The sequence below is a fragment of the Actinophytocola sp. KF-1 genome, assembly GCF_054661535.1.
The window spans coordinates 222,204-242,034 of record NZ_BAAFVK010000015.1 but is presented as its reverse complement, the minus strand read 5'-3'; the positions used below and the strand labels follow the sequence as shown (position 1 = coordinate 242,034).

General features: G+C 68.9%; 13 protein-coding genes. All 13 read right to left on the bottom strand.

The window, feature by feature from the left end; all coding sequences use genetic code 11:
• Positions 1–221: 221 nt before the first annotated feature.
• The 13 genes from ACYQ77_RS37690 to ACYQ77_RS37630 all read right to left on the bottom strand — a co-directional run bounded on the left by ACYQ77_RS37690 (position 222) and on the right by ACYQ77_RS37630 (position 19,618).
• A complete protein-coding gene (locus ACYQ77_RS37690; protein ID WP_459720596.1) occupies positions 222–4,121 on the bottom strand; it encodes a DNA-directed RNA polymerase subunit beta' in 3,900 nt (1,299 codons plus the stop codon).
• A 95-nt stretch (positions 4,122–4,216) separates the two neighbouring features.
• On the bottom strand, positions 4,217–7,711 hold the full coding sequence (rpoB, locus tag ACYQ77_RS37685) for a DNA-directed RNA polymerase subunit beta (protein WP_459720594.1): 3,495 nt from the start codon (positions 7,709–7,711) through the stop codon (positions 4,217–4,219).
• A gap of 422 nt (positions 7,712–8,133) precedes the next feature.
• On the bottom strand, positions 8,134–9,255 hold the full coding sequence (locus ACYQ77_RS37680; RefSeq protein WP_459720591.1) for a hypothetical protein: 1,122 nt from the start codon (positions 9,253–9,255) through the stop codon (positions 8,134–8,136).
• Positions 9,256–9,266: 11 nt separating this feature from the next.
• Complete coding sequence (locus ACYQ77_RS37675; RefSeq protein ID WP_459720589.1) at positions 9,267–9,863, bottom strand: hypothetical protein; 597 nt, start codon at positions 9,861–9,863, stop codon at positions 9,267–9,269.
• Positions 9,864–9,880: 17 nt separating this feature from the next.
• Complete coding sequence (locus ACYQ77_RS37670) at positions 9,881–11,149, bottom strand: MCE family protein (RefSeq protein WP_459720586.1); 1,269 nt, start codon at positions 11,147–11,149, stop codon at positions 9,881–9,883.
• A complete protein-coding gene (locus tag ACYQ77_RS37665; RefSeq protein ID WP_459720583.1) occupies positions 11,149–12,315 on the bottom strand; it encodes an MCE family protein in 1,167 nt (388 codons plus the stop codon). Before ACYQ77_RS37665 ends, ACYQ77_RS37670 begins: the two co-directional genes overlap by 1 nt.
• Positions 12,315–13,493 (bottom strand): MCE family protein, encoded by a 1,179-nt coding sequence (locus tag ACYQ77_RS37660; protein ID WP_459720581.1) that lies wholly within the window; start codon positions 13,491–13,493, stop codon positions 12,315–12,317. The genes ACYQ77_RS37665 and ACYQ77_RS37660 overlap by 1 nt, the downstream gene beginning before the upstream one ends.
• Positions 13,490–14,482, bottom strand: coding sequence for an MCE family protein (locus tag ACYQ77_RS37655; RefSeq protein WP_459720579.1), 993 nt, complete (start codon positions 14,480–14,482; stop codon positions 13,490–13,492). The genes ACYQ77_RS37660 and ACYQ77_RS37655 overlap by 4 nt, the downstream gene beginning before the upstream one ends.
• A complete protein-coding gene (locus tag ACYQ77_RS37650) occupies positions 14,479–15,525 on the bottom strand; it encodes an MCE family protein (protein ID WP_459720576.1) in 1,047 nt (348 codons plus the stop codon). Before ACYQ77_RS37650 ends, ACYQ77_RS37655 begins: the two co-directional genes overlap by 4 nt.
• Positions 15,522–16,871, bottom strand: a complete 1,350-nt coding sequence (locus ACYQ77_RS37645) for an MCE family protein (RefSeq protein ID WP_459720573.1) — start codon at positions 16,869–16,871, stop codon at positions 15,522–15,524. Before ACYQ77_RS37645 ends, ACYQ77_RS37650 begins: the two co-directional genes overlap by 4 nt.
• Complete coding sequence (locus ACYQ77_RS37640; RefSeq protein WP_459720571.1) at positions 16,868–17,704, bottom strand: MlaE family ABC transporter permease; 837 nt, start codon at positions 17,702–17,704, stop codon at positions 16,868–16,870. The genes ACYQ77_RS37645 and ACYQ77_RS37640 overlap by 4 nt, the downstream gene beginning before the upstream one ends.
• Position 17,705: 1 nt before the next feature.
• Positions 17,706–18,500, bottom strand: coding sequence for an MlaE family ABC transporter permease (locus tag ACYQ77_RS37635; RefSeq protein ID WP_459720568.1), 795 nt, complete (start codon positions 18,498–18,500; stop codon positions 17,706–17,708).
• Complete coding sequence (locus tag ACYQ77_RS37630; protein ID WP_459720565.1) at positions 18,497–19,618, bottom strand: ABC transporter ATP-binding protein; 1,122 nt, start codon at positions 19,616–19,618, stop codon at positions 18,497–18,499. The genes ACYQ77_RS37635 and ACYQ77_RS37630 overlap by 4 nt, the downstream gene beginning before the upstream one ends.
• Positions 19,619–19,831: the final 213 nt, after the last annotated feature.

The window sequence follows — 19,831 nt, the reverse complement described above, 5'->3', positions numbered from 1 at the left end:
GTCTTCGCCGACGACTTCCAAACCATCAAGGTCTTCGCCGAACGCGACAACACCAACATCATCCACTGGAACCGCTACGACACCGGCGGCCACTTCGCCGCACTCGAAGTCCCCGAAACCCTCGCCGACGACATCCGCACCTTCTTCGCCACACTGCGCTGACGCGACAACGAGAACGGGCCCCGGGAAAGCTCCCGGGGCCCGTCGCTCATGGCGTTCTGCTAGCGGTAGTCGCGACCGAAGTCGTAGTCGTCCAGCGGAACCGCGGCACCGGTACCCGTACCGAACACGTCCGGGGTGTAGTAGCCGTCGTCGTAGCTCGGGATCGCGTACGCGGCGACCCGGGCCTCCTCGGTCGGCTGCACCTGGATGTTGCGGTACTTGTTGATGCCCGTACCGGCCGGGATCAACTTACCGATGATCACGTTCTCCTTCAGGCCGACCAGCTTGTCCGACCGGCCGTTGATCGCGGCGTCGGTCAGGACACGCGTGGTCTCCTGGAAGGAGGCCGCCGACAGCCACGAGTCCGTGGCCAGCGACGCCTTGGTGATGCCCATCAGCACCGGGCGACCCGACGCGGGCTCGCCGCCGGAGGCGACGACGCGGCGGTTCTCCGACTCGAACTCGGCACGCTCCACGAGCGCACCCGGCAGGAACTCCGCGGCGCCCGAGTCGAGGATCGTGACCCGGCGCAGCATCTGCCGGACGATGACCTCGATGTGCTTGTCGTGGATGGACACACCCTGCGCCCGGTACACCTTCTGGACCTCGTCCACCAGGTGCAGCTGGGCCTCGCGCGGACCCATGACGCGCAGGACCTCGTGCGGGTCCGGCGTGCCCTCGAGCAGCTGCTGGCCGACCTTGACGTGGTCGCCGTCGGCGAGCGGGCCGTCCGGGGTGACCGCGAGGCGCTGACGCTTCGACAGCTTGTCGAAGATGATCTCCTCGCTGCCGTCGTCCGGGATCAGCGTGATCTTCCAGTAGCGGTCGCCGTCCTCGATGCGGACCCGGCCGTCGACCTCGGCGATCGGCGCCTTGCCCTTCGGGGTGCGGGCCTCGAACAGCTCCTGGACACGCGGCAGACCGGTCGTGATGTCCTCACCGGCCACACCACCCTGGTGGAACGTGCGCATCGTGAGCTGGGTACCCGGCTCACCGATGGACTGCGCCGCCACGATGCCGACCGCCTCGCCGACGTCCACCAGCTGGCCGGTCGCCATGGACCGCCCGTAGCAGGTGGCGCACACGCCGACCGCCGACTCGCAGGTGAGCACCGACCGCACCTTGGCCTCGGTGACACCGGAGGACACCAGCTTCTCGATCGCCGGGTCGCCCAGGTCGTCGCCGCGGTTGAGCAGCACGTTGCCGTCCGCGTCGGTGATCTCCGTGGCCAGCGTGCGCGCGTAGACCGAGGTCTCCACGTGCTGGTCGCGGATGATCCGGCCGTCCGCACCCGGCTCGCCGACCTTCATGATGATGCCGCGCGTGGTGCCGCAGTCGACCTCGCGGACGATGACGTCCTGCGACACGTCCACCAGACGACGGGTCAGGTAACCCGAGTCGGCGGTACGCAGCGCGGTGTCCGCCAGACCCTTGCGGGCGCCGTGCGTCGCGATGAAGTACTCCAGCACCGACAGGCCCTCACGGAAGTTGGCCTTGATCGGACGCGGGATGAACTCACCACGCGGGTTGGTCACGAGGCCGTTCATGCCGGAGAGCTGGCGGATCTGGGTCATGTTGCCCGCCGCGCCCGACTTCACGATCGTGGGGATCGGGTTGGTGTCGGGGTAGTTCTCCTCCATGGCCTTCGCGACGTCCTCCGTCGCGTTGCTCCACACCTTGACGAGCTCGTTGTTGCGCTCGGAGGCGGAGAGCTGACCACGCTGGTAGCGCTTCTCGACCGCGTCGGCCTTCTTCTCGTACTCGTCGAGGATCTCCTGCTTGCGCGGGGGCACGACGACGTCCGAGATCGCGATGGTCACACCGGACCGGGTGGCCCAGTGGAAGCCCGCGTCCTTCAGCTTGTCCAGCGTGCGGGCCACGGTGACCATCGGGTACCGCTCGGCGAGGTCGTTCACGATCGCGGCCTGCCGCTTCTTCGGCATCGGCTCGTTCATGAACGGGTAGTCGTCGGGCAGCAGGTCGTTGAACAGCACCCGGCCCAGGGTGGTCTCGGCCAGCCACGGCTGACCGGGCTCCCAGCCCTCGGGCTTGTCGGCCGGGTTCGGCGCGCGGTCGCTGATGCGGATCTTGATCAGCGCCTGCAGGTCGATCACGCCGCGGTCGAAGGCCATGATGGCCTCGGCCGGCGACGAGAACGCCAGGCCCTCGCCCTTGCCGTTCTCCTTGAGGCGGGTCAGGTGGAACAGACCCGTCACCATGTCCAGACGCGGCATGGCCAGCGGGCGGCCCGACGCGGGCGACAGGATGTTGTTCGCCGACAGCATCAGGATCCGCGCCTCGGCCTGCGCCTCGGCGGACAGCGGCAGGTGGACCGCCATCTGGTCACCGTCGAAGTCCGCGTTGAACGCCTCGCAGACCAGCGGGTGCAGCTGGATGGCCTTGCCTTCCACCAGCTGCGGCTCGAAGGCCTGGATGCCGAGGCGGTGCAGCGTCGGCGCGCGGTTCAGCAGCACGGGGTGCTCGGTGATGACCTCTTCCAGCACGTCCCACACCGCGGGCCGCGCGCGCTCCACCATCCGCTTGGCGGACTTGATGTTCTGCGCGTGGTTGAGGTCGACCAGCCGCTTCATGACGAACGGCTTGAACAGCTCGAGCGCCATCGCCTTCGGCAGACCGCACTGGTGCAGCTTGAGCTGCGGGCCGACCACGATGACCGAACGGCCCGAGTAGTCGACGCGCTTGCCGAGCAGGTTCTGGCGGAACCGGCCCTGCTTGCCCTTGAGCAGGTCGGACAGCGACTTCAGCGGGCGGTTACCGGGACCGGTGACCGGGCGGCCGCGGCGGCCGTTGTCGAACAGCGCGTCGACGGCCTCCTGCAGCATCCGCTTCTCGTTGTTGACGATGATCTCGGGCGCGCCGAGGTCGATCAGCCGCTTCAACCGGTTGTTGCGGTTGATGACGCGGCGGTACAGGTCGTTCAGGTCGGACGTGGCGAACCGGCCACCGTCGAGCTGGACCATCGGCCGCAGGTCCGGCGGGATCACCGGGATGCAGTCGAGGACCATGCCCATCGGCGAGTTGGTCGTCGCCGAGAACGCCGCCACGACCTTGAGCCGCTTCAGCGCGCGGAGCTTCTTCTGCCCCTTGCCGTTGCGGATGGTGTCGCGCAGGTTCTCGGCCTCCGCCTCCACGTCGAAGTCCGCGGCCAGCTTCTGGATGGCCTCGGCGCCCATGGAGCCGGTGAAGTAGTCGCCGTAGCGGTCGACCAGCTCGCGGTACAGCAGCTCGTCGGCGATGAGCTGCTTGGGCTCGAGCTTGGTGAAGGTGCTCCAGATCTCCTCGAGCCGGTCCAGCTCGCGCTGGGCCCGGTCGCGGAGCTGGCGCATCTCGCGCTCGCCGCCCTCCTTGACCTTGCGGCGCACGTCGGACTTGGCGCCCTCCTCCTCGAGGGCGGCCAGGTCGGCCTCGAGCTTCTGCGCCCGCGCCTCGATGTCGGCGTCGCGCCGGTTCTCGACCTGCTTGCGCTCGACGTTCATCTCGCTCTCGAGCGTCGCCAGGTCGTTGTGCCGCAGCTCGGTGTTCACGCCCGTGATCACGTAGGCCGCGAAGTAGATGATCTTCTCGAGGTCCTTCGGCGCCAGGTCGAGCAGGTAGCCGAGGCGGGAAGGAACGCCCTTGAAGTACCAGATGTGCGTGACGGGAGCGGCCAGCTCGATGTGGCCCATGCGCTCACGGCGCACCTTGGCGCGGGTGACCTCGACACCACAGCGCTCACAGATGATGCCCTTGAAGCGCACGCGCTTGTACTTGCCGCAGTAGCACTCCCAGTCCCGGGTCGGACCGAAGATCTTCTCGCAGAAGAGCCCGTCCTTCTCCGGCTTCAGGGTTCGGTAGTTGATGGTCTCCGGCTTCTTGACCTCGCCGTAGGACCACTGGCGGATGTCGTCCGCGGTCGCCAGGCCGATGCGGAGCTCATCGAAGAAGTTGACGTCCAGCACGTCGGGTCTTCCCCTTTTGTTGGTTCAAGCCTTGTAGTTCTTGGGGACCGAGGGCGACGGGCGCGGCCGGTGTGCCGCGCCCGCGCTCACTCGGGCTAGTTCACGACGTCGTCAACAGACGGCGACTCATTGCGGGACAGGTTGATGCCCAGGTTGGCGGCCGCGCGCTCGAGGTCCTCGTCGTCCCCGTCGCGCATCTCGATCGCGGCACCGTCGCTGGACAGCACCTCGACGTTGAGGCACAGCGACTGGAGCTCCTTGAGGAGCACCTTGAACGACTCGGGGATGCCCGGCTCCGGGATGTTCTCGCCCTTGACGATCGCCTCGTAGACCTTGACGCGACCGAGCACGTCGTCGGACTTGATCGTCAGCAGCTCCTGGAGCGTGTACGCCGCGCCGTAGGCCTGCATGGCCCAGCACTCCATCTCACCGAAGCGCTGGCCACCGAACTGCGCCTTACCACCCAGCGGCTGCTGCGTGATCATCGAGTACGGGCCGGTCGAGCGGGCGTGGATCTTGTCGTCCACCAGGTGGTGCAGCTTGAGGATGTACATGTAGCCGACCGCCACCGGGAAGGGGAACGGCTCGCCGGAACGCCCGTCCAGCAGCGTCGCCTTGCCGTCCTGGCCGACCATCCGCTCGCCGTCCCGGTTGGGGAGCGTCGAGCCGAGCAGGCCGGTGATCTCCTCCTCCTTGGCACCGTCGAACACCGGCGTCGCCGTGTTCGTGCCGGGCGCGACCTCGTACAGGTCCTCGGGCAGGTTCTTCGCCCAGTCCGGGGACCCCTCGACCTTCCAGCCCTGGGAGGCGAGCCACCCGAGGTGGAGTTCGAGCACCTGGCCGATGTTCATACGGCGCGGCACACCGTGCGTGTTCAGCACGACGTCGACCGGGGTGCCGTCCGGCAGGAACGGCATGTCCTCGACCGGGAGCACCTTGCCGATGACGCCCTTGTTGCCGTGGCGGCCCGCGAGCTTGTCACCGTCCTGGATCTTGCGCTTCTGGGCCACGTACACCCGGACCAGCTCGTTGACGCCCGGGGGCAGCTCGTCCTCGTCCTCGCGGGAGAACACCCGGATGCCGATGACCTTGCCGGTCTCGCCGTGCGGCACCTTCAGCGAGGTGTCGCGCACCTCGCGCGCCTTCTCACCGAAGATCGCGCGGAGCAGGCGCTCCTCGGGCGTCAGCTCGGTCTCACCCTTCGGGGTGACCTTGCCGACCAGGATGTCGCCGTCGCCCACCTCGGCACCGATGCGGATGATGCCGCGCTCGTCGAGGTCCGCGAGGACCTCCTCGGAGACGTTCGGGATGTCCCGGGTGATCTCCTCGGCGCCGAGCTTGGTGTCGCGGGCGTCGATCTCGTGCTCCTCGATGTGGATCGAGGTGAGCACGTCGTCCTGGATGAGCCGCTGCGAGATGACGATGGCGTCCTCGTAGTTGTGGCCCTCCCACGGCATGATCGCCACGAGCAGGTTCTTGCCGAGCGCCATCTCACCGTTCTCGGTGCACGGCCCGTCGGCGATGACCTGGCCCTGGAGCACCCGGTCGCCCTCGGACACGATCGGCCGCTGGTTCACGCAGGTGCCCTGGTTGGACCGGCGGAACTTGTGCAGCTGGTACGTGCGGCGGGTGCCGTCGTCGGCCATGACCGTGATGAAGTCGGCCGACAGCTCCTCGACCACGCCGTCCTTCTCGGCGACGATGACGTCACCGGCGTCGACGGCGGCCTTGAGCTCGGTGCCGGTGCCCACCAGCGGCGCGCTGCTGCGCAGCAGCGGCACGGCCTGGCGCTGCATGTTCGCACCCATGAGGGCGCGGTTCGCGGCGTCGTGCTCGAGGAACGGGATCATCGCGGTCGCGACGGAGACCATCTGCCGCGGCGAGACGTCCATGTAGTCCACGTCGAACGGCTCGATCAGCTCGACCTCGCCGCCCTTCTTGCGGACCAGCACGCGGTCCTCGGCGAAGTGGCCCTGGTCGTCGAGCGGCGCGTTCGCCTGGGCGATGACGTGCCGGTCCTCCTCGTCCGCGGTCAGGTAGTCGATCTGGTCGGTGACCTGACCCTCGACGACCTTGCGGTACGGCGTCTCGATGAAGCCGAACGGGTTGACCCGCGCGTAGGAGGACAGCGAGCCGATCAGGCCGATGTTCGGGCCTTCCGGCGTCTCGATCGGGCACATGCGGCCGTAGTGGCTGTGGTGGACGTCCCGGACCTCCATGCCGGCGCGCTCACGCGACAGACCACCCGGGCCGAGCGCCGACAGGCGGCGCTTGTGGGTCAGGCCCGCGACCGGGTTGGTCTGGTCCATGAACTGCGACAGCTGCGAGGTGCCGAAGAACTCCTTGATCGCCGCCACGACGGGCCGGATGTTGATCAGGGTCTGCGGCGTGATCGCCTCGACGTCCTGCGTGGTCATGCGCTCGCGGACGACGCGCTCCATGCGGGACAGGCCGACCCGGATCTGGTTCTGGATCAGCTCGCCGACGGTGCGCAGGCGGCGGTTGCCGAAGTGGTCGATGTCGTCGACCTCGACCGGCACGTCCTCGCCGTTGGCGCCCTTCATGGTGGTCTCACCGGCGTGCAGGCGGACGAGGTACTCGATCGTCGTGACGATGTCGTCCTCGGTCAGCACACCGGCGTCGGTCGGCAGGGCCAGGCCCAGCTTCTTGTTGACCTTGTACCGGCCCACCTTGGCCAGGTCGTACCGCTTGTCCTTGAAGAACAGGTTCTCCAGCAGCGTCTGCGCGGACTCCTTGGTCGGGGGCTCACCCGGGCGCAGCTTGCGGTAGATGTCGAGGAGCGCCTCGTCGGTGCCCGCCGTGTGGTCCTTCTCGAGCGTCGCGAGCAGGGTCTCCGAGAAGGAGAAGCGCTCGCGGATCTGCTCGGTGGTCCAGCCGAGCGCCTTCAGCAGCACGGTGACCGGCTGGCGGCGCTTGCGGTCGATGCGGACACCCACCGTGTCGCGCTTGTCGACGTCGAACTCGAGCCACGCGCCGCGGCTCGGGATCACCTTGGCGACGTAGACGTCCTTGTCGGTCGTCTTGTCCACGGACGTGTCGAAGTACACGCCTGGCGAACGCACCAGCTGCGACACCACGACGCGCTCGGTGCCGTTGATGATGAACGTGCCCTTGTCCGTCATGACCGGGAAGTCACCCATGAACACGGTCTGGCTCTTGATCTCGCCGGTGCCGTGGTTGGTGAACTCGGCCGTCACGAAGAGCGGGGCCGCGTAGGTCATGTCCTTGTCCTTGCACTCCTCGGTCGAGGCCTTGACCTCGTCGAAGCGCGGGTCGGAGAAGGACAGGGACATGGAGCCGGAGAAGTCCTCGATCGGGGAGATCTCGTTGAGAACCTCTTCGAGACCACCGACGGGGTTCTCGTCACCGGCGTCGACACGGCGCTGGAACCACGCCTCGTCGCCGGTGAACCACTGGAACGATTGGATCTGCAGGTCGAGCAGGTTCGGCGTGCCCAGCGGCTCGCGGATCTTCGCGAACGAGACCCTCAGCGGCGCGCCTGGGATGCCAGAGTTCGACATGGTGGAGTTGGTCGCAGCAGTGGCTTGGGTCGCGCGGGAGACTGCCAAGATGCGTCCTTCCAGGACTGATGTGCGGTTGAGCAGCCTCGTTAGCAACTGTAACGAAACTGATCAGGGGTGCGGTCGTGCCCACCAGTCTAGGGCATGCGAAAGTGGGCAGCGCAAAGGGGCAGTCTAGCCAAAGAGTCGGCGACTGTCTACACCCGCGCTCAACCAACCTCCCGCTGAAGGCGTGCTTGGGGAATAGCGTGACCCCGAGGTGGCCCAGAGTCAAGATGCCGCGCCATGTTCTCACGGGGTGTTCAGGTGTGATGTCAGCGCCGTTCCAGTGGTGGATCAGCAGGTAGACGCAGGTTGGCGGGGGTCGGGCCGGGGTCCGGCGCGTCCGGATGGGTGATCTTCGGGCCGGTCACGGCGAGCACTCAGGAAGTGTGTGCAAGCTCACGTTGATCTATTCAGCCGGGCACCGCTCAGCACTTCGGGGCGGGCTTGCCGTTGAACAGCGGCTGGCCGAACATGTCGAACTCGGTGATCTTCCAGTGGTCGCCCTGCTTGGCCGCCCGCACCGCGAACTGGCCGCCGACCGCGACGGTCTTGTTCACGTCCACGCGGGTGGACAGCTGGTCGATGTAGACCAGGGCCTCCGCGCGGTCGCCGTCGATGCGGACCAGCGCCAGCTCGCGCACCGTGGTGTCGAGGACGATCTTCTGCTTCGGCGCGTACTCCTTCACCTCGCCGAACAGCAGGTTGTACTCGCACAGGGCCTTGCCGACCAGGTTCTCCTTGACGGCCTTCTCGGTCGTGCCGAGGTCGGTGTAGTTGTAGCTGAACGTCTGCTTGATGGCGTTCGTGAGCTGGCCCTTCACCTGGCTCGTCGCGGCCGGGTCGGTGAGCGCGGTGTTGGTGTCGCCGCTGTTCAGGTCGTCCGCCTGGCCGCGGAAGAACACCGCGAGCCCGGCCAGCACGACCGCCACCACGGCCAGCACGATCGCGACCGAGATCTGCCGCTGGCCCTTCGTCCTGGCCGGCTGGTCCTCGACGCGGGAGTGCCTCGGCCCGCGCGCGTCCGTGCCGGTCTCGGCGGCGGCCAGGTCGTCGGGGCGTGCCCTGCCTGTCGAGCGCCGCTTGCCCGCCGGGCGGGCCCCGGCCGCCGGGGCCGGACGGGGCTTGCGCACCGGCTTGGCGGGCGCCTCCTCCTCGGCGGTGTCCCCGGCGGCGTCCTCGGTGTCGTCGTCCTCGGTGTCGTCCTCGGTGACGGGCGGCGGTTCCGCCGCGGCGGCCGCGGCCCGGAGCGCGGCGACGTCGGACTCGTCCTCGGGCTCGTCGTCGCTCTCGTCCCGCGCGGCCGGGCGTGGCGGGGCCTGGCCCAGCACGCCGTCCAGCACCCCGGAGACGCTCTCGGTCTCGCGTTCCGGCGCGGCGGCCTCGGGCGCGCCGGTCTCGGGCTCGGCCGGGACGGCGGGCCGCTCCGCGGTCTGCTCGGCCGCGTGCTCGGGCTGGCCGGGGCGGTTGCGCAGCCCGGCGACCCGCGGGCGGCGCACCGGCGGCGGCTGGCTCGCGCTCGGGTTCGGACGGCGGCGGTGCGGTGGCACGTCGTTCTCCCTTACTGACCCGGCTGCAGGTACGGGACCTGACCGATCTCGTACAGCTTCCAGCCGTCCTCGGTGCGCTGGAGCTTCGCCGCGAGGCGCATGTACTTGTCCTTGGGCTCCTCGCCCTTGACCGTGACGTTCACCCGCAACGCCACCAGGATCGAGGCCTGGCCGGCGCGGTCGTCCAGCTCCGACACCGCGGAGGCCAGGGGCGTCGCCTTGGTGACCGACTGCGCCGCCACGATCGCGTCCCTGCTGGTCTTCTTGCCCTTGACCACCTCGTCGTGCAGGGCGCCGGTGGTGGCGGCCTCCCAGTCCGCGAGCCCCTGGTCGACCTTCCGGTAGTCGAGGGTGTTCATGGTGACGACCGCGGCGACGCCGACCCGGTTCACCTCGTCGCGGACCCGCGAGTACGCGAGCGACTCGTCGTTGGACGCGTTGAACCAGGCCACGCCGAACCAGCCCGCGACCGCGGCGGCGGCCACGACCAGGGCCACGGCGGCCGTCAGCAGCACCTGCGGGAGCCTGCTCTCGCGCCCGGCCTGCTCGTCGGCGTCGGTCTCGGCCACTGGCGGGTCCTCCACCTCGGTCTTCACCGATGTCTTCACTGCCACTCCAGACATCTCTAGCTCGGCAACCCGAGCAGTGCGGCGAGCCCCGGCTGGCCGCCACCGGCGAGGCCGACCGTGCCCGGCAGGCCGTCCAGCGGGCTCACGGGCCGCTGCTGCGTCCCGCCGCCGCTGCCCGGCCGCACCACCGGCTGGTCCTGTGCGACGGGTTTACCACCGTAGGGGGCGTTCGCAGAACCACGCACGTTGACCGGGCTGCCCGGCGGCTCCGCACAGTACGTGCCCGCCGGCACGGGCGGTGACGGGGTGGTCTCGTTGCCGTTGCGCCGCTGGGTGTGCTCGTAACCCTTCGTGCACGGCGGCGGGTTGAACAGGTTGAGCGCGAGACCGAGGTGCGCCTGGCCGGGGTCGTCCGCGAGCAGGCCCTGCCCGGCCGCGCTCATCACGGGGTACGCGACCAGCAGGTACTCGAGGCCGTCCTTGCGGGCCCGCAGGATGTCCGACGTGGTGAGCAGGTTCGCGACCGTCACCCCGAGCCCGGGGCCGGACTCGGCGAGCAGGTCGGTCACCTGCGCGGCGACCCTCGGGCCCTCCGCGATCAGCCTGCGCAGGTCCGGGTCGGACGTCCTCAGCTGCTCGGCCAGCAGGTTCAGGTCGTTCGCGAACGACTTGATGTTGCCGGCCTGCGCGTTCTGCGTGTCGAGGACGGTGCCGCCGTCCTGGATCAGCGCGATGGTCTGCGGCAGGTGCTGCCGGGCCGCCTCGGTGAAGTCGCGCGTCGAGTCGAGCAGGACCTGCAGGTCGTCGCCGGTGCCGGCGAACGCGCGGTCCAGCTCGTCGACGACCGTGCGCAGCGAGTCCGTGGGCACCGAGCCGGCCAGGCTGTCGAGGTCGCGGATGACCGTGTCCGTCGCCACCGGGGTGACCGTGCGGTCCGCCGCGATCACCGAGGCGCCCGACAGGAACGGCTCCTTGTCGTCGCGCGGCCGCAGGTCGACGTACTGCTCACCGACGGCGGACCGGTTCGCGACGACCGCGTCGAGATTCGCCGGGATCGGCGGCGCGTCCGGGTCGATGTTCAGGTCGACCTGGATGCCCTCCTCGGTCAGGTGGATCTCCCCCACCCTGCCGACGTTGTAGCCGCGGTAGGTGACCTCGGCGTTGGTGAAGATGCCACCCGACTCGGTGAGGTTCATCTTCACCGTGTAGCCGTCGGCGCCGAAGACCTTGCCCAGGTCGGTGAACCGGAACGCCGCGTACACGATCGCGACGACCGCGATCACGAAGAACGCGATCAGCTGCAGCCGCACCCGTTTCGTGAGCATTACCGGTTCCCTCCCCCGAGCAGCCCGCCGAGCAGTCCGCCGAGACCACCGCTGCCGCCGGCAGGCTGTTCCGTGCCCGGGATCGGCAGCAGCGGGGTGTCCGCGGCGCCTTCCTGTCCCGCGACGAGCCCGCCGACGATCGGGATGTCCTGCAGCGGGTTGCGCCTGCTGCGGGACAGGTTGTCGAGGATCGTCTGCAGGTTGAGGTCGATCTTGGCGTACAGGTTGAAGTAGTCGCCCTTCACGCCGTTCACGGCCTCGTCGGTGAACGGGATGGTGAACAGGATCTCGAGCGACTTCGGCAGGTCGGCGCCCGCCTCCCCCAGCTTCTTCAGCGCGGGGGTGAGCGCCTTCAGGTCGGCGACGATGTCCTCCTGGCTCGCGTTCACGGTCTCCACCGCCACGTCCGAGAGCGACTGCAGGCTCTGCAGCATCGTCACCAGCTGGCTGCGCTGCTGGTTCAGCACCTCGAGGCCGGGGCCCAGCGAGTCGATGGCGCCCGCGAGCCGGTCCTTCTCCTTCGACAGCGTCGCGGAGAGCTTGTTGACGCCGTCGATGGCCTTGGTGATGTCGTCCTTGCTCTCGTCGAGCGTCGTGACGAGCGTGTCCACGTTGGTCAGCGTGGCGCGCAGGTCGGGCTCACGGCCCTCCAGCGCGTTGTTCAGCTCCTGCGCGATGTTCTGCAGCTGCTCGACGCCGCCGCCGTTGAGCAGCATGGACAGCGCGCCGAGCACCTCCTCGATGTCGGTGTTGCGGTTGGTCCGCTCCAGCGGGATCAGCGCGCCGTCGGCGAGCTTGCCCTGCGCCTGGTCGGCGGGCGGCGGCGACAGCTCGATGTACTTCTCGCCGAGGAGGCTGGACTGGCGCAGCATGGCGAGCGCGTTGGCGGGCAGCGCCACGTCGCCGTTGACGCGCATGGTGACCTCGGCGGTCCACCCGTCCGGCGCGACCTGGATGTCCTCGACCCGGCCCACCGGCACCTCGTTGACCTTCACGCCGGACTGCGGCACCAGGTCGAGCACGTCCCGGAACCGCGCCTTCACCGTGTACGGGTGGTCGCCGAGGTCGGCGCCGCCCGGCAGCGGGATGTCGTAGATGCCGGTGAACTCGCTGCAGCCGGACAGCATGAGCGCGGAGGCGACCACCGCGACGAGACGTTTCCTCATCAGTTGCCCCCCGCGATGTTGCCGGGAATGGGCAGCGGCGGTGCCGTGCCGTTCTGCAGCGCGGTCAGGATCTCGGCCGGTGTCGGCAGCGGCAGCGCGCCCTCGACCAGCGGTTTCAGCTGGTCGCAGGTGTCCGCGAGGACCTGCGGCAGCTCGTTCGGCGTGCCCTGGCGGATCAGGTTGCACACCGTCACGATCGGCGGCTGCGCCAGCTCGTTGAGGTCGGCGCGGGCGTCGAGCGTGCCCGAGCTGCCGTTGTAGGAGTTGATGATGTTGGACAGCGCGAGCGGTGCGACGTCCGCGACCTCCGACAGCGCCGCCCGCTGGTCGACCAGCACCTGGGTGATCGAGGCCAGCTTGTCCACGTTGGACTTGAGGTGCGCGCGGTTGTCGTTGATGAACTTCTGCACCGCGCCCAGCGCGATGCCCAGCTGCCGCACGGCCTCGCCGAGGTCCTCGCGCTCGTCGGCGAGGAACGCCGTGACGTCGGCGGCCTGCTCGTTGAACTCGTTGACCGCCGCGTCGTTCGCGGCGAGCGCGGCGGTGAACTCCTGCAGGTTGTCGACGGTGGCGAACAGGTCCTCGTCGCTGCCGGACAGGGTCCGCGCCATCTGCGAGAGCTGCGTGATCGTCTGGTTGAGCGCCGCGCCGTTGCCGTCGGCGTTCGCCGCGAGCGTGTCGAGCAGGTCGGCGAGCGCGCCGTCCTTGTTCACCCCGTTCGGGCCGAGGGTGACGCTGACCCGGTTGAGGCTCGCGTACAGGTCGTCCACCTCGAGCGGGGTCGCGGTGCGGTCCTTGCCGAGGACCGTGCCCTCGACCATGGTGTCCCCGCCCGTGTACACCGGCGTGAACTGCACGTACCGGTCGCTGACCAGCGCGGGCGCGACGATCACGGCCTTGGCGTTCGCCGGGATCTTCACCGTGCGGTCGACCAGCATGTCGACGCGGACCGTGTCGCCGTTGGGCGTCACCTTGTCGATGTGGCCGACCTTCACGCCGAGCACCCGGACGTCGTTGTCCTCGTAGAGGCCGACGACGCCGGTGAACACCGCCGAGTACCGGCGCTGGTTGCCCTCCACCAGCAGCCACCACAGGAACAGGGCGACCACGAGCGCGAGCACGACCGCGATGGAGACCCCGCGGGCGAGGTCCCGGCCGAAGCGGGAGGCAAAGCTCATGACGTCCTCCCCAGGCAGCCCTCTTGGTTGATCGGCCCCAGCTGCGGCGGCAGGAGACCGCACAGGTAGTTGTCGAACCAGCGTCCGTTGCCGACCGCGTTGTTGAACAGCCGCACGAACGGGGCCATGTTCTTGATGCCCTCGCCGAGCGCGTCCTGGTTGCGGGCGAGCATGCCGGTCAGCTGGTCCAGGCTCTCCAGCACCGGCCCCAGCTGCTTGTTGTTGTCGTCGACGAGCCCCTTCAGCTCCTTCGACAGCGCCTGCGTGCCTGCCAGCAACGTGGCGATGGCGTCGCGGCGGCGGTCGATCTCCGCCAGCAGCAGGTTGCCGTCCTGCAGGAGCTTCACGACCTCGGCGTCCCGCTCGGCGAGCGTGTCGCTGATCTCGCGGGTGTTGGACAGCAGCGTGGCGAGCTGCTTGTCCCGGCTGGAGATCGTGGTGGACAGCTGCTGCAGCCCGGTCAGCGCGCCCTTCACGTCGTCCGGGGTGTCGCTGAACGTCTCGGCGATGACCTCGAAGCTGTCGGCGAGCTGGGCGGTGTCGATCGCGTTCGTGGTGTCGGCGAGGCCGCGGAACGCCTCGAGCACGTCGTAGGGCGCCATCGTCCGGTCCCGCGGGATCGGCGTGCCCGGGTCGAGCACGTCCCGGCCGTCCGGTTCGAGCGCCAGGTACTTCTGGCCGAGCACGTTCTTGATCTTGATGGCGGCGAGTGACTGGTCGCCGACCCACGCGTCCTTGACCTTGAACGTGACGACGACGTTGCTGCCGGACAGCTCGACGTCGGAGACCTTGCCGACCTTGACGCCCGCGATGCGCACCTCGTCGTCCGGCTGCAGGCCTGCGGCCTCGCTGAACTCGGCCGAGTAGCTGGTGCCGCCGCCGATGATCGGCAGGTCGTCGGAGAACATCGCGACGGTGAGCCCGAGCGCGATCACGACGATGCCCGCGATGCCGATGGGGATCGGGTTGCGGGAGCGGAACGACCTCATCGCACGCACCTCTCCGGCGTCGACGCGGAGAGCGGCACCTCGACCGGCGTGGTGATGATCCCCGGGATGCTGATCGAGCCCGACATGGAGCAGACGTAGAAGTTGAACCACGACCCGTAGCTCACGGTCCTGGTCAGCTTCGCCGTCTTCTCCGGCAGGAACTGGATGAAGTGCTCGACGACCGACTCGCTGTCGTTGAGGTTGTTCACCAGCCCGCCCAGCGCCGCGATGTCCTGCTTGAGCGGTTCGCGGGCCTGGTCGAGCAGGCCGGCCGTGGTGTCGGTGAGGCCGCCGAGCGCGTCGATCGCGTCCCCGATCGGCTCCCGGTCCGCGGCCAGGCCGGACACGAGCTGCTGCACCTGGACCACCAGCGTCGACAGCTTCTCGCCGCGCTGGTTGATGGTGGTCAGCGCGTTGTTGAGGTTCGTGATGACCTGGCCGATCACCTGGTCCTTGCCCGCGATCGCGGACGTGAGCGTCGCGGTGTGCGCGAGCAGCGACTCCACGGTGCCGCCCTCGCCCTGCAGGACCTGGATGATCTCGTAGGACAGCTTGTTCACGTCGTCCGGCGACAGCGCCCGGAACAGCGGCTTGAACCCGTTGAACAGCTCGGTCAGGTCCAGCGCCGGCCTGGTGCGCTCCAGCGGGATCGTCTCGCCTGGTTCGAGCACGTCGTTGGGGTTGCCGCCGCTGCCCTGCGACAGCGACACGTACCGCTGCCCGACCAGGTTGCGGAACTTGATCTGCGCGGTGACGTTCTTCGGCAGCTTGCGGCCCGCGCTGACGGAGAAGGTGACCTCCGCCTGCTTGCGGTCGACGATGCCGACCTCCTCGACCTGGCCCACCCGCACACCGGCGATGCGCACGTCGTCGCCCGGCAGCAGGAGCGTGGCGTCGGAGAAGCGGGCCTTGTAGTCCGTCGTCTCGGACAGGTTCACGTTGGCGATGCTGATCGCGAGCAGCGCGGTGGCCATGACGGTGACGACCGTGAAGATGACCAGCTTCGTCAGCGGGCCGGCGATACCCAGCGCACTCCCTTTCACCGCACCGTCACCTCCGCCCCGCGGAACATCGGCCCCAGCAACAACGTCGACCAGCCCGGCACCTGCGACGGCTCCACGCCCATGCCGGGCGCGACGAGCTGCGCGAGGAACTCCTGCTCGGCCGGGGTGTTGGCGATCGAGTCGGCCGTGGTCAGCGAGTTCGGCTCGGTCAGGTACCCGGCGCCGTTCGCGGGCGGCAGCAGGCCGTCCTCCTGGGTGCGGTTCTGCGGGCCGTGCGACGTGCCGTCCTGCAGCGGGCCGTCCGGCGGCTGGTCCGGGAACGGGCTGCCCATCTGCTTCGGGTCGTAGCAGCGCGGGCCGCGGTGCTCGTTGAACTCCGGGGTGTCCTTGCCGGGCTCGTACTTGCCCTTGTTCACGACGACCTCGATCGTCGCGTGCAGGCCCGGCGCGTTGGTGCCCGCGCCGAACACCGGCTTGGCCGCGTCCACCAGCGACGCCATCTGCTTGAGGAAGCACGGGTAGGCGGGCGAGTACTTCGCCAGCAGCTCGAGGGTGTCGCGGGAGCTGTCGGACAGCTTGATCAGGTTGTCGGAGTTGGCGCGCAGGAAGGACTCCAGGTCGCGGCTCGACATCGTCAGGTCGTTGAACAGCGTGCTCAGGTTGGCGCGCTGCTCGTACACGGTCCGCGACGTGACGGTCAGGTCGTCCAGCGCGGCCACGAAGTCCGGGATGGCCTCGGTGTAGGTGTCGCTGACCTCGACGAGCGCACGCAGGTCGTGCGTCAGCTGCGGCACGTGCGGGTTGATCTCCTCGACCAGCTGCCCCAGCTCCACGAGCGTCTGGCCGACCTGCTCGCCCCGGCCGTCGAGCGCGGTGGAGATCGCGGTCAGCGTGGTCGACAGTTTCTGCGGCTGCACCGCCTGCAGCACCGGCAGCAGGTGGTCCAGCGCCTGCGACAGCTCCACCGCGGGCGCCGACTTGTCCTGCTCGATCCGGTCGCCGTCACGCAGCGACGCGCGGTCCGGGTTCTCCGGGATCTGCAGCGCCACGTACCGGTCGCCGAACAGCGTCTTCGGGATGAACCGCGCGGAGACGTTGCGCGGGATGAGGTCCGCCTTCTCCGGGTCCAGCGCGAGCTCGAGCACCGCGCCGTCGCCCGTCGGCGTGATCTTGCGGATCTCCCCGACGATCAGCCCGCGCACCTTCACGTCACCGAGGACCTGCAGCTGGTTGCCGAGCTTGTCGGTGGTCAGCGACACCTTCACGACCGGCGTGAACGCCTTGTTGTACATGGCGATCGACAGGCTCACCAGCGCCGCGATCACGACGATGAACCCGACGCCGAGCAGCCGGCGCCGAATGGTTGCTCCCGTCCCCGACTTCATCCGCCGATCCTCACCGTCACCGTCGTGCCCCAGATGGCGAAGCCGATGAAGAAGTTCAGCAACGCCGCCGTCACGATCGTCGTTCTCACCGAGCGGCCGACCGCCACCCCGACGCCCGCCGGGCCGCCGGACGCGCGGTAGCCGTAGTAGCAGTGCACCAGGATGATCACCACAGCGAAGATCAGGACCTTGCCGAAGGACCAGAACACGTCCTCCGGGGGTAAGAACAGGTTGAAGTAGTGGTCGTACGTGCCCGCCGACTGGTCGTAGAAGTAGACGACGATCGTGCGGGACGCGAGGTAGCTCGACAGCAACCCGATGATGTACAGCGGGATCACCGCGATGAAGCCCGCGATGATCCGCGTGGTCACCAGGAACGGCAGGCTCGGCACGCCCATGACCTCCAGCGCGTCGATCTCCTCGGAGATCCGCATCGCGCCGAGCTGCGCGGTGAACCCGGCCCCGACCGTCGCCGACAACGCGAGCCCCGCCACGAGCGGCGCGACCTCCCGCGTGTTGATGTAGGCGGACGCGAAGCCGGAGAACGCGGCCGTGCCGATCTGGTCCAGGGCGGCGTAGCCCTGCAGGCCGACCACGGTGCCGGTGAAGACGGTCATGCCGACCATCACGCCGATCGTGCCGCCGATGACCGCGAGCGCACCGGAGCCGAAGCTGACCTCGGCGAGGATGCGCATGGTCTCCCGCATGTACCGGCGCAGCGTGCGCGGCACCCACGCGAGCGCGCGCACGTAGAACGACAGCTGGTCGCCCAGGGTGTCGAGCCAGGTCAGCGGGGCGTTCGCGACCCGGCGCGCGGTGTCTCCGATCGCCATGTCAGCTGCCCTTCTGCGGGACGACGGACAGGTAGACGGCGGTGAGCACGAAGTTCACGAAGAACAGCAGCAGGAACGTGATCACCACGGACTGGTTGACCGCGTCGCCGACGCCCTTCGGCCCGCCCTTCGGGTTGAGGCCCCGGTACGCGGCGACGACGCCGGCGATGAAGCCGTAGATCAGCGCCTTGATCTCGGAGATCCACAGGTCCGGCAGCTGCGCCAGCGCGGAGAAGCTCGCCAGGTACGCGCCGGGCGTGCCGCCCTGCAGGACCACGTTGAAGAAGTACGAGCCGAGCACGCCGACCACGCTGACCAGGCCGTTCAGCAGGACGGCGATGACCATGGCGGCGAGCACGCGCGGCACGACCAGGCGCTGGATCGGGTTGACGCCCAGCACCTCCATCGCGTCGATCTCCTCGCGGATGGTCCGCGCGCCGAGGTCCGCGCAGATCGCCGAACCACCGGCGCCCGCCACCATCAGCGCGGTGACCAGCGGCGCGGCCTGCTGGATGATCGCCAGCACCGCGGCGGCGCCGGTGAACGACTGGGCGCCGAGCTGGACGATCAGCGACCCGAGCTGCAGCGCGACGACCGCGCCGAACGGGATCGCGACCAGTGCCGTCGGCAGGATCGTGACGGACGCGATGAACCAGCACTGCTGGATGAACTCGCGGACCTGGAAGGGCCGCCGGAACGTCTGGACGACGACGTCGAGGGCGAGTGCGAACAGCCGGCCGGTCTCGCGGAGCGCACCCGCCCCGGGAAACGTCGCCGGCGCGGAACGGGTGGTCATGCACCACCCCGCTGGTCGCGGAAGTTCGACGTGGGGAGGTCGGCGACGTTGAGGTCACCGGAGCTGGCCTGCCAGCCGTCGTTGCGCGGGCGCGGGCTCGGCCGGAACGTGGTGGCTCCGACGCCGTAGCGGGCGCGGTCCTCCTCGGTCAGCGAGTCCCGGATGCCCTGCTGCGCGGCGGGCGGCAGCGTGTGGATGATCGACATGACCCGGTCGAGGCGGCGGCGCACCCCGGCGCGCTCGCCGAGACCCGGGGTCGGCTGGATCTGCGGCACGACACCGCGGACGTCCTCGGTGCCGCCGTCGTGGTGACCCGCGTCGACCTGGGCCTGCTCGGCGGCCATGGTGGCCTCGTCCTTCTCCTCGGACATGCCGATCGGGCCGATGCGCGAGCCGTTGAGGAACTGCTTCACGACCGGTTCCTCGCTGGTCAGCAGCACCTCGCGGGGGCCGAACATGACCAGCTCGCGGCGGAACAGCATGCCGATGTTGTCCGGCACCGTCCGCGCGAGGTTGATGTTGTGCGAGACGATGAGGATGGTCGCGTCGATCTGCGTGTTCAGGTCGATGAGCAGCTGGGAGATGTAGCTGGTGCGGACCGGGTCGAGGCCGGAGTCCGGCTCGTCGACGAGGATGATCTCCGGGTCCAGCACCAGGGCGCGCGCGAGACCCGCCCGTTTGCGCATGCCGCCGGAGATCTCGCCGGGCAGCTTCTTCTCGGCGCCCTGCAGACCGGTCATCTCGAGCTTCTCGAGGACGATCTGCCGGATCTCCGACTCGGACTTCTTCGTGTGCTCGCGCAGCGGGAAGGCGACGTTGTCGTACAGGTTCATCGAGCCGAACAGCGCGCCGTCCTGGAACAGGACGCCGAACAGCTTCCGGATCTCGTAGAGCTTGTGCTCCGAACAGGTGACGATGTCGACGCCGTTGATCTCGCAGCGGCCGCGGTCCGGCTTGAGCAGGCCGATCATCGACTTGAGGAACACCGACTTGCCCGTGCCCGACGGGCCGAGCATGACGCTGACCTCGCCAGGAGGGAGGGTCAGCGTGACGTCCCGCCAGATGGTCTGGCGGCCGAAGGACTTCGTCAGGCCCTCGACGACCACCTCGGCGCCCATCGAACCTCCCGCTCAGCTGATGGCGAGCTCCCCGAGCTGCGCTCGCGGCTTCTCGCCTCCCCGACTATGTGTAGAACGAGCGTGTCCCGTGTGGGTTACTGGCCGGTTAGGCCATGGGGAGGCAAGCTACCCAGTCACTCACCGTGCGTGAACGCGGGGTGTCGCGATAGGACGCACAAAAGCCGGCACCCGACGAATCGGGCACCGGCTTCC

Coding starts and splice junctions, on each gene's coding strand:
- ACYQ77_RS37670 (WP_459720586.1), bottom strand. CDS start 11,149: ATGCTCACGAAACGGGTGCGGCTGCAGCTGATCGCGTTCTTCGTGATC.
- ACYQ77_RS37665 (WP_459720583.1), bottom strand. CDS start 12,315: ATGAGGAAACGTCTCGTCGCGGTGGTCGCCTCCGCGCTCATGCTGTCC.
- ACYQ77_RS37630 (WP_459720565.1), bottom strand. CDS start 19,618: ATGGGCGCCGAGGTGGTCGTCGAGGGCCTGACGAAGTCCTTCGGCCGC.
- ACYQ77_RS37655 (WP_459720579.1), bottom strand. CDS start 14,482: ATGAGGTCGTTCCGCTCCCGCAACCCGATCCCCATCGGCATCGCGGGC.
- ACYQ77_RS37640 (WP_459720571.1), bottom strand. CDS start 17,704: ATGGCGATCGGAGACACCGCGCGCCGGGTCGCGAACGCCCCGCTGACC.
- ACYQ77_RS37645 (WP_459720573.1), bottom strand. CDS start 16,871: ATGAAGTCGGGGACGGGAGCAACCATTCGGCGCCGGCTGCTCGGCGTC.
- ACYQ77_RS37635 (WP_459720568.1), bottom strand. CDS start 18,500: ATGACCACCCGTTCCGCGCCGGCGACGTTTCCCGGGGCGGGTGCGCTC.
- ACYQ77_RS37660 (WP_459720581.1), bottom strand. CDS start 13,493: ATGAGCTTTGCCTCCCGCTTCGGCCGGGACCTCGCCCGCGGGGTCTCC.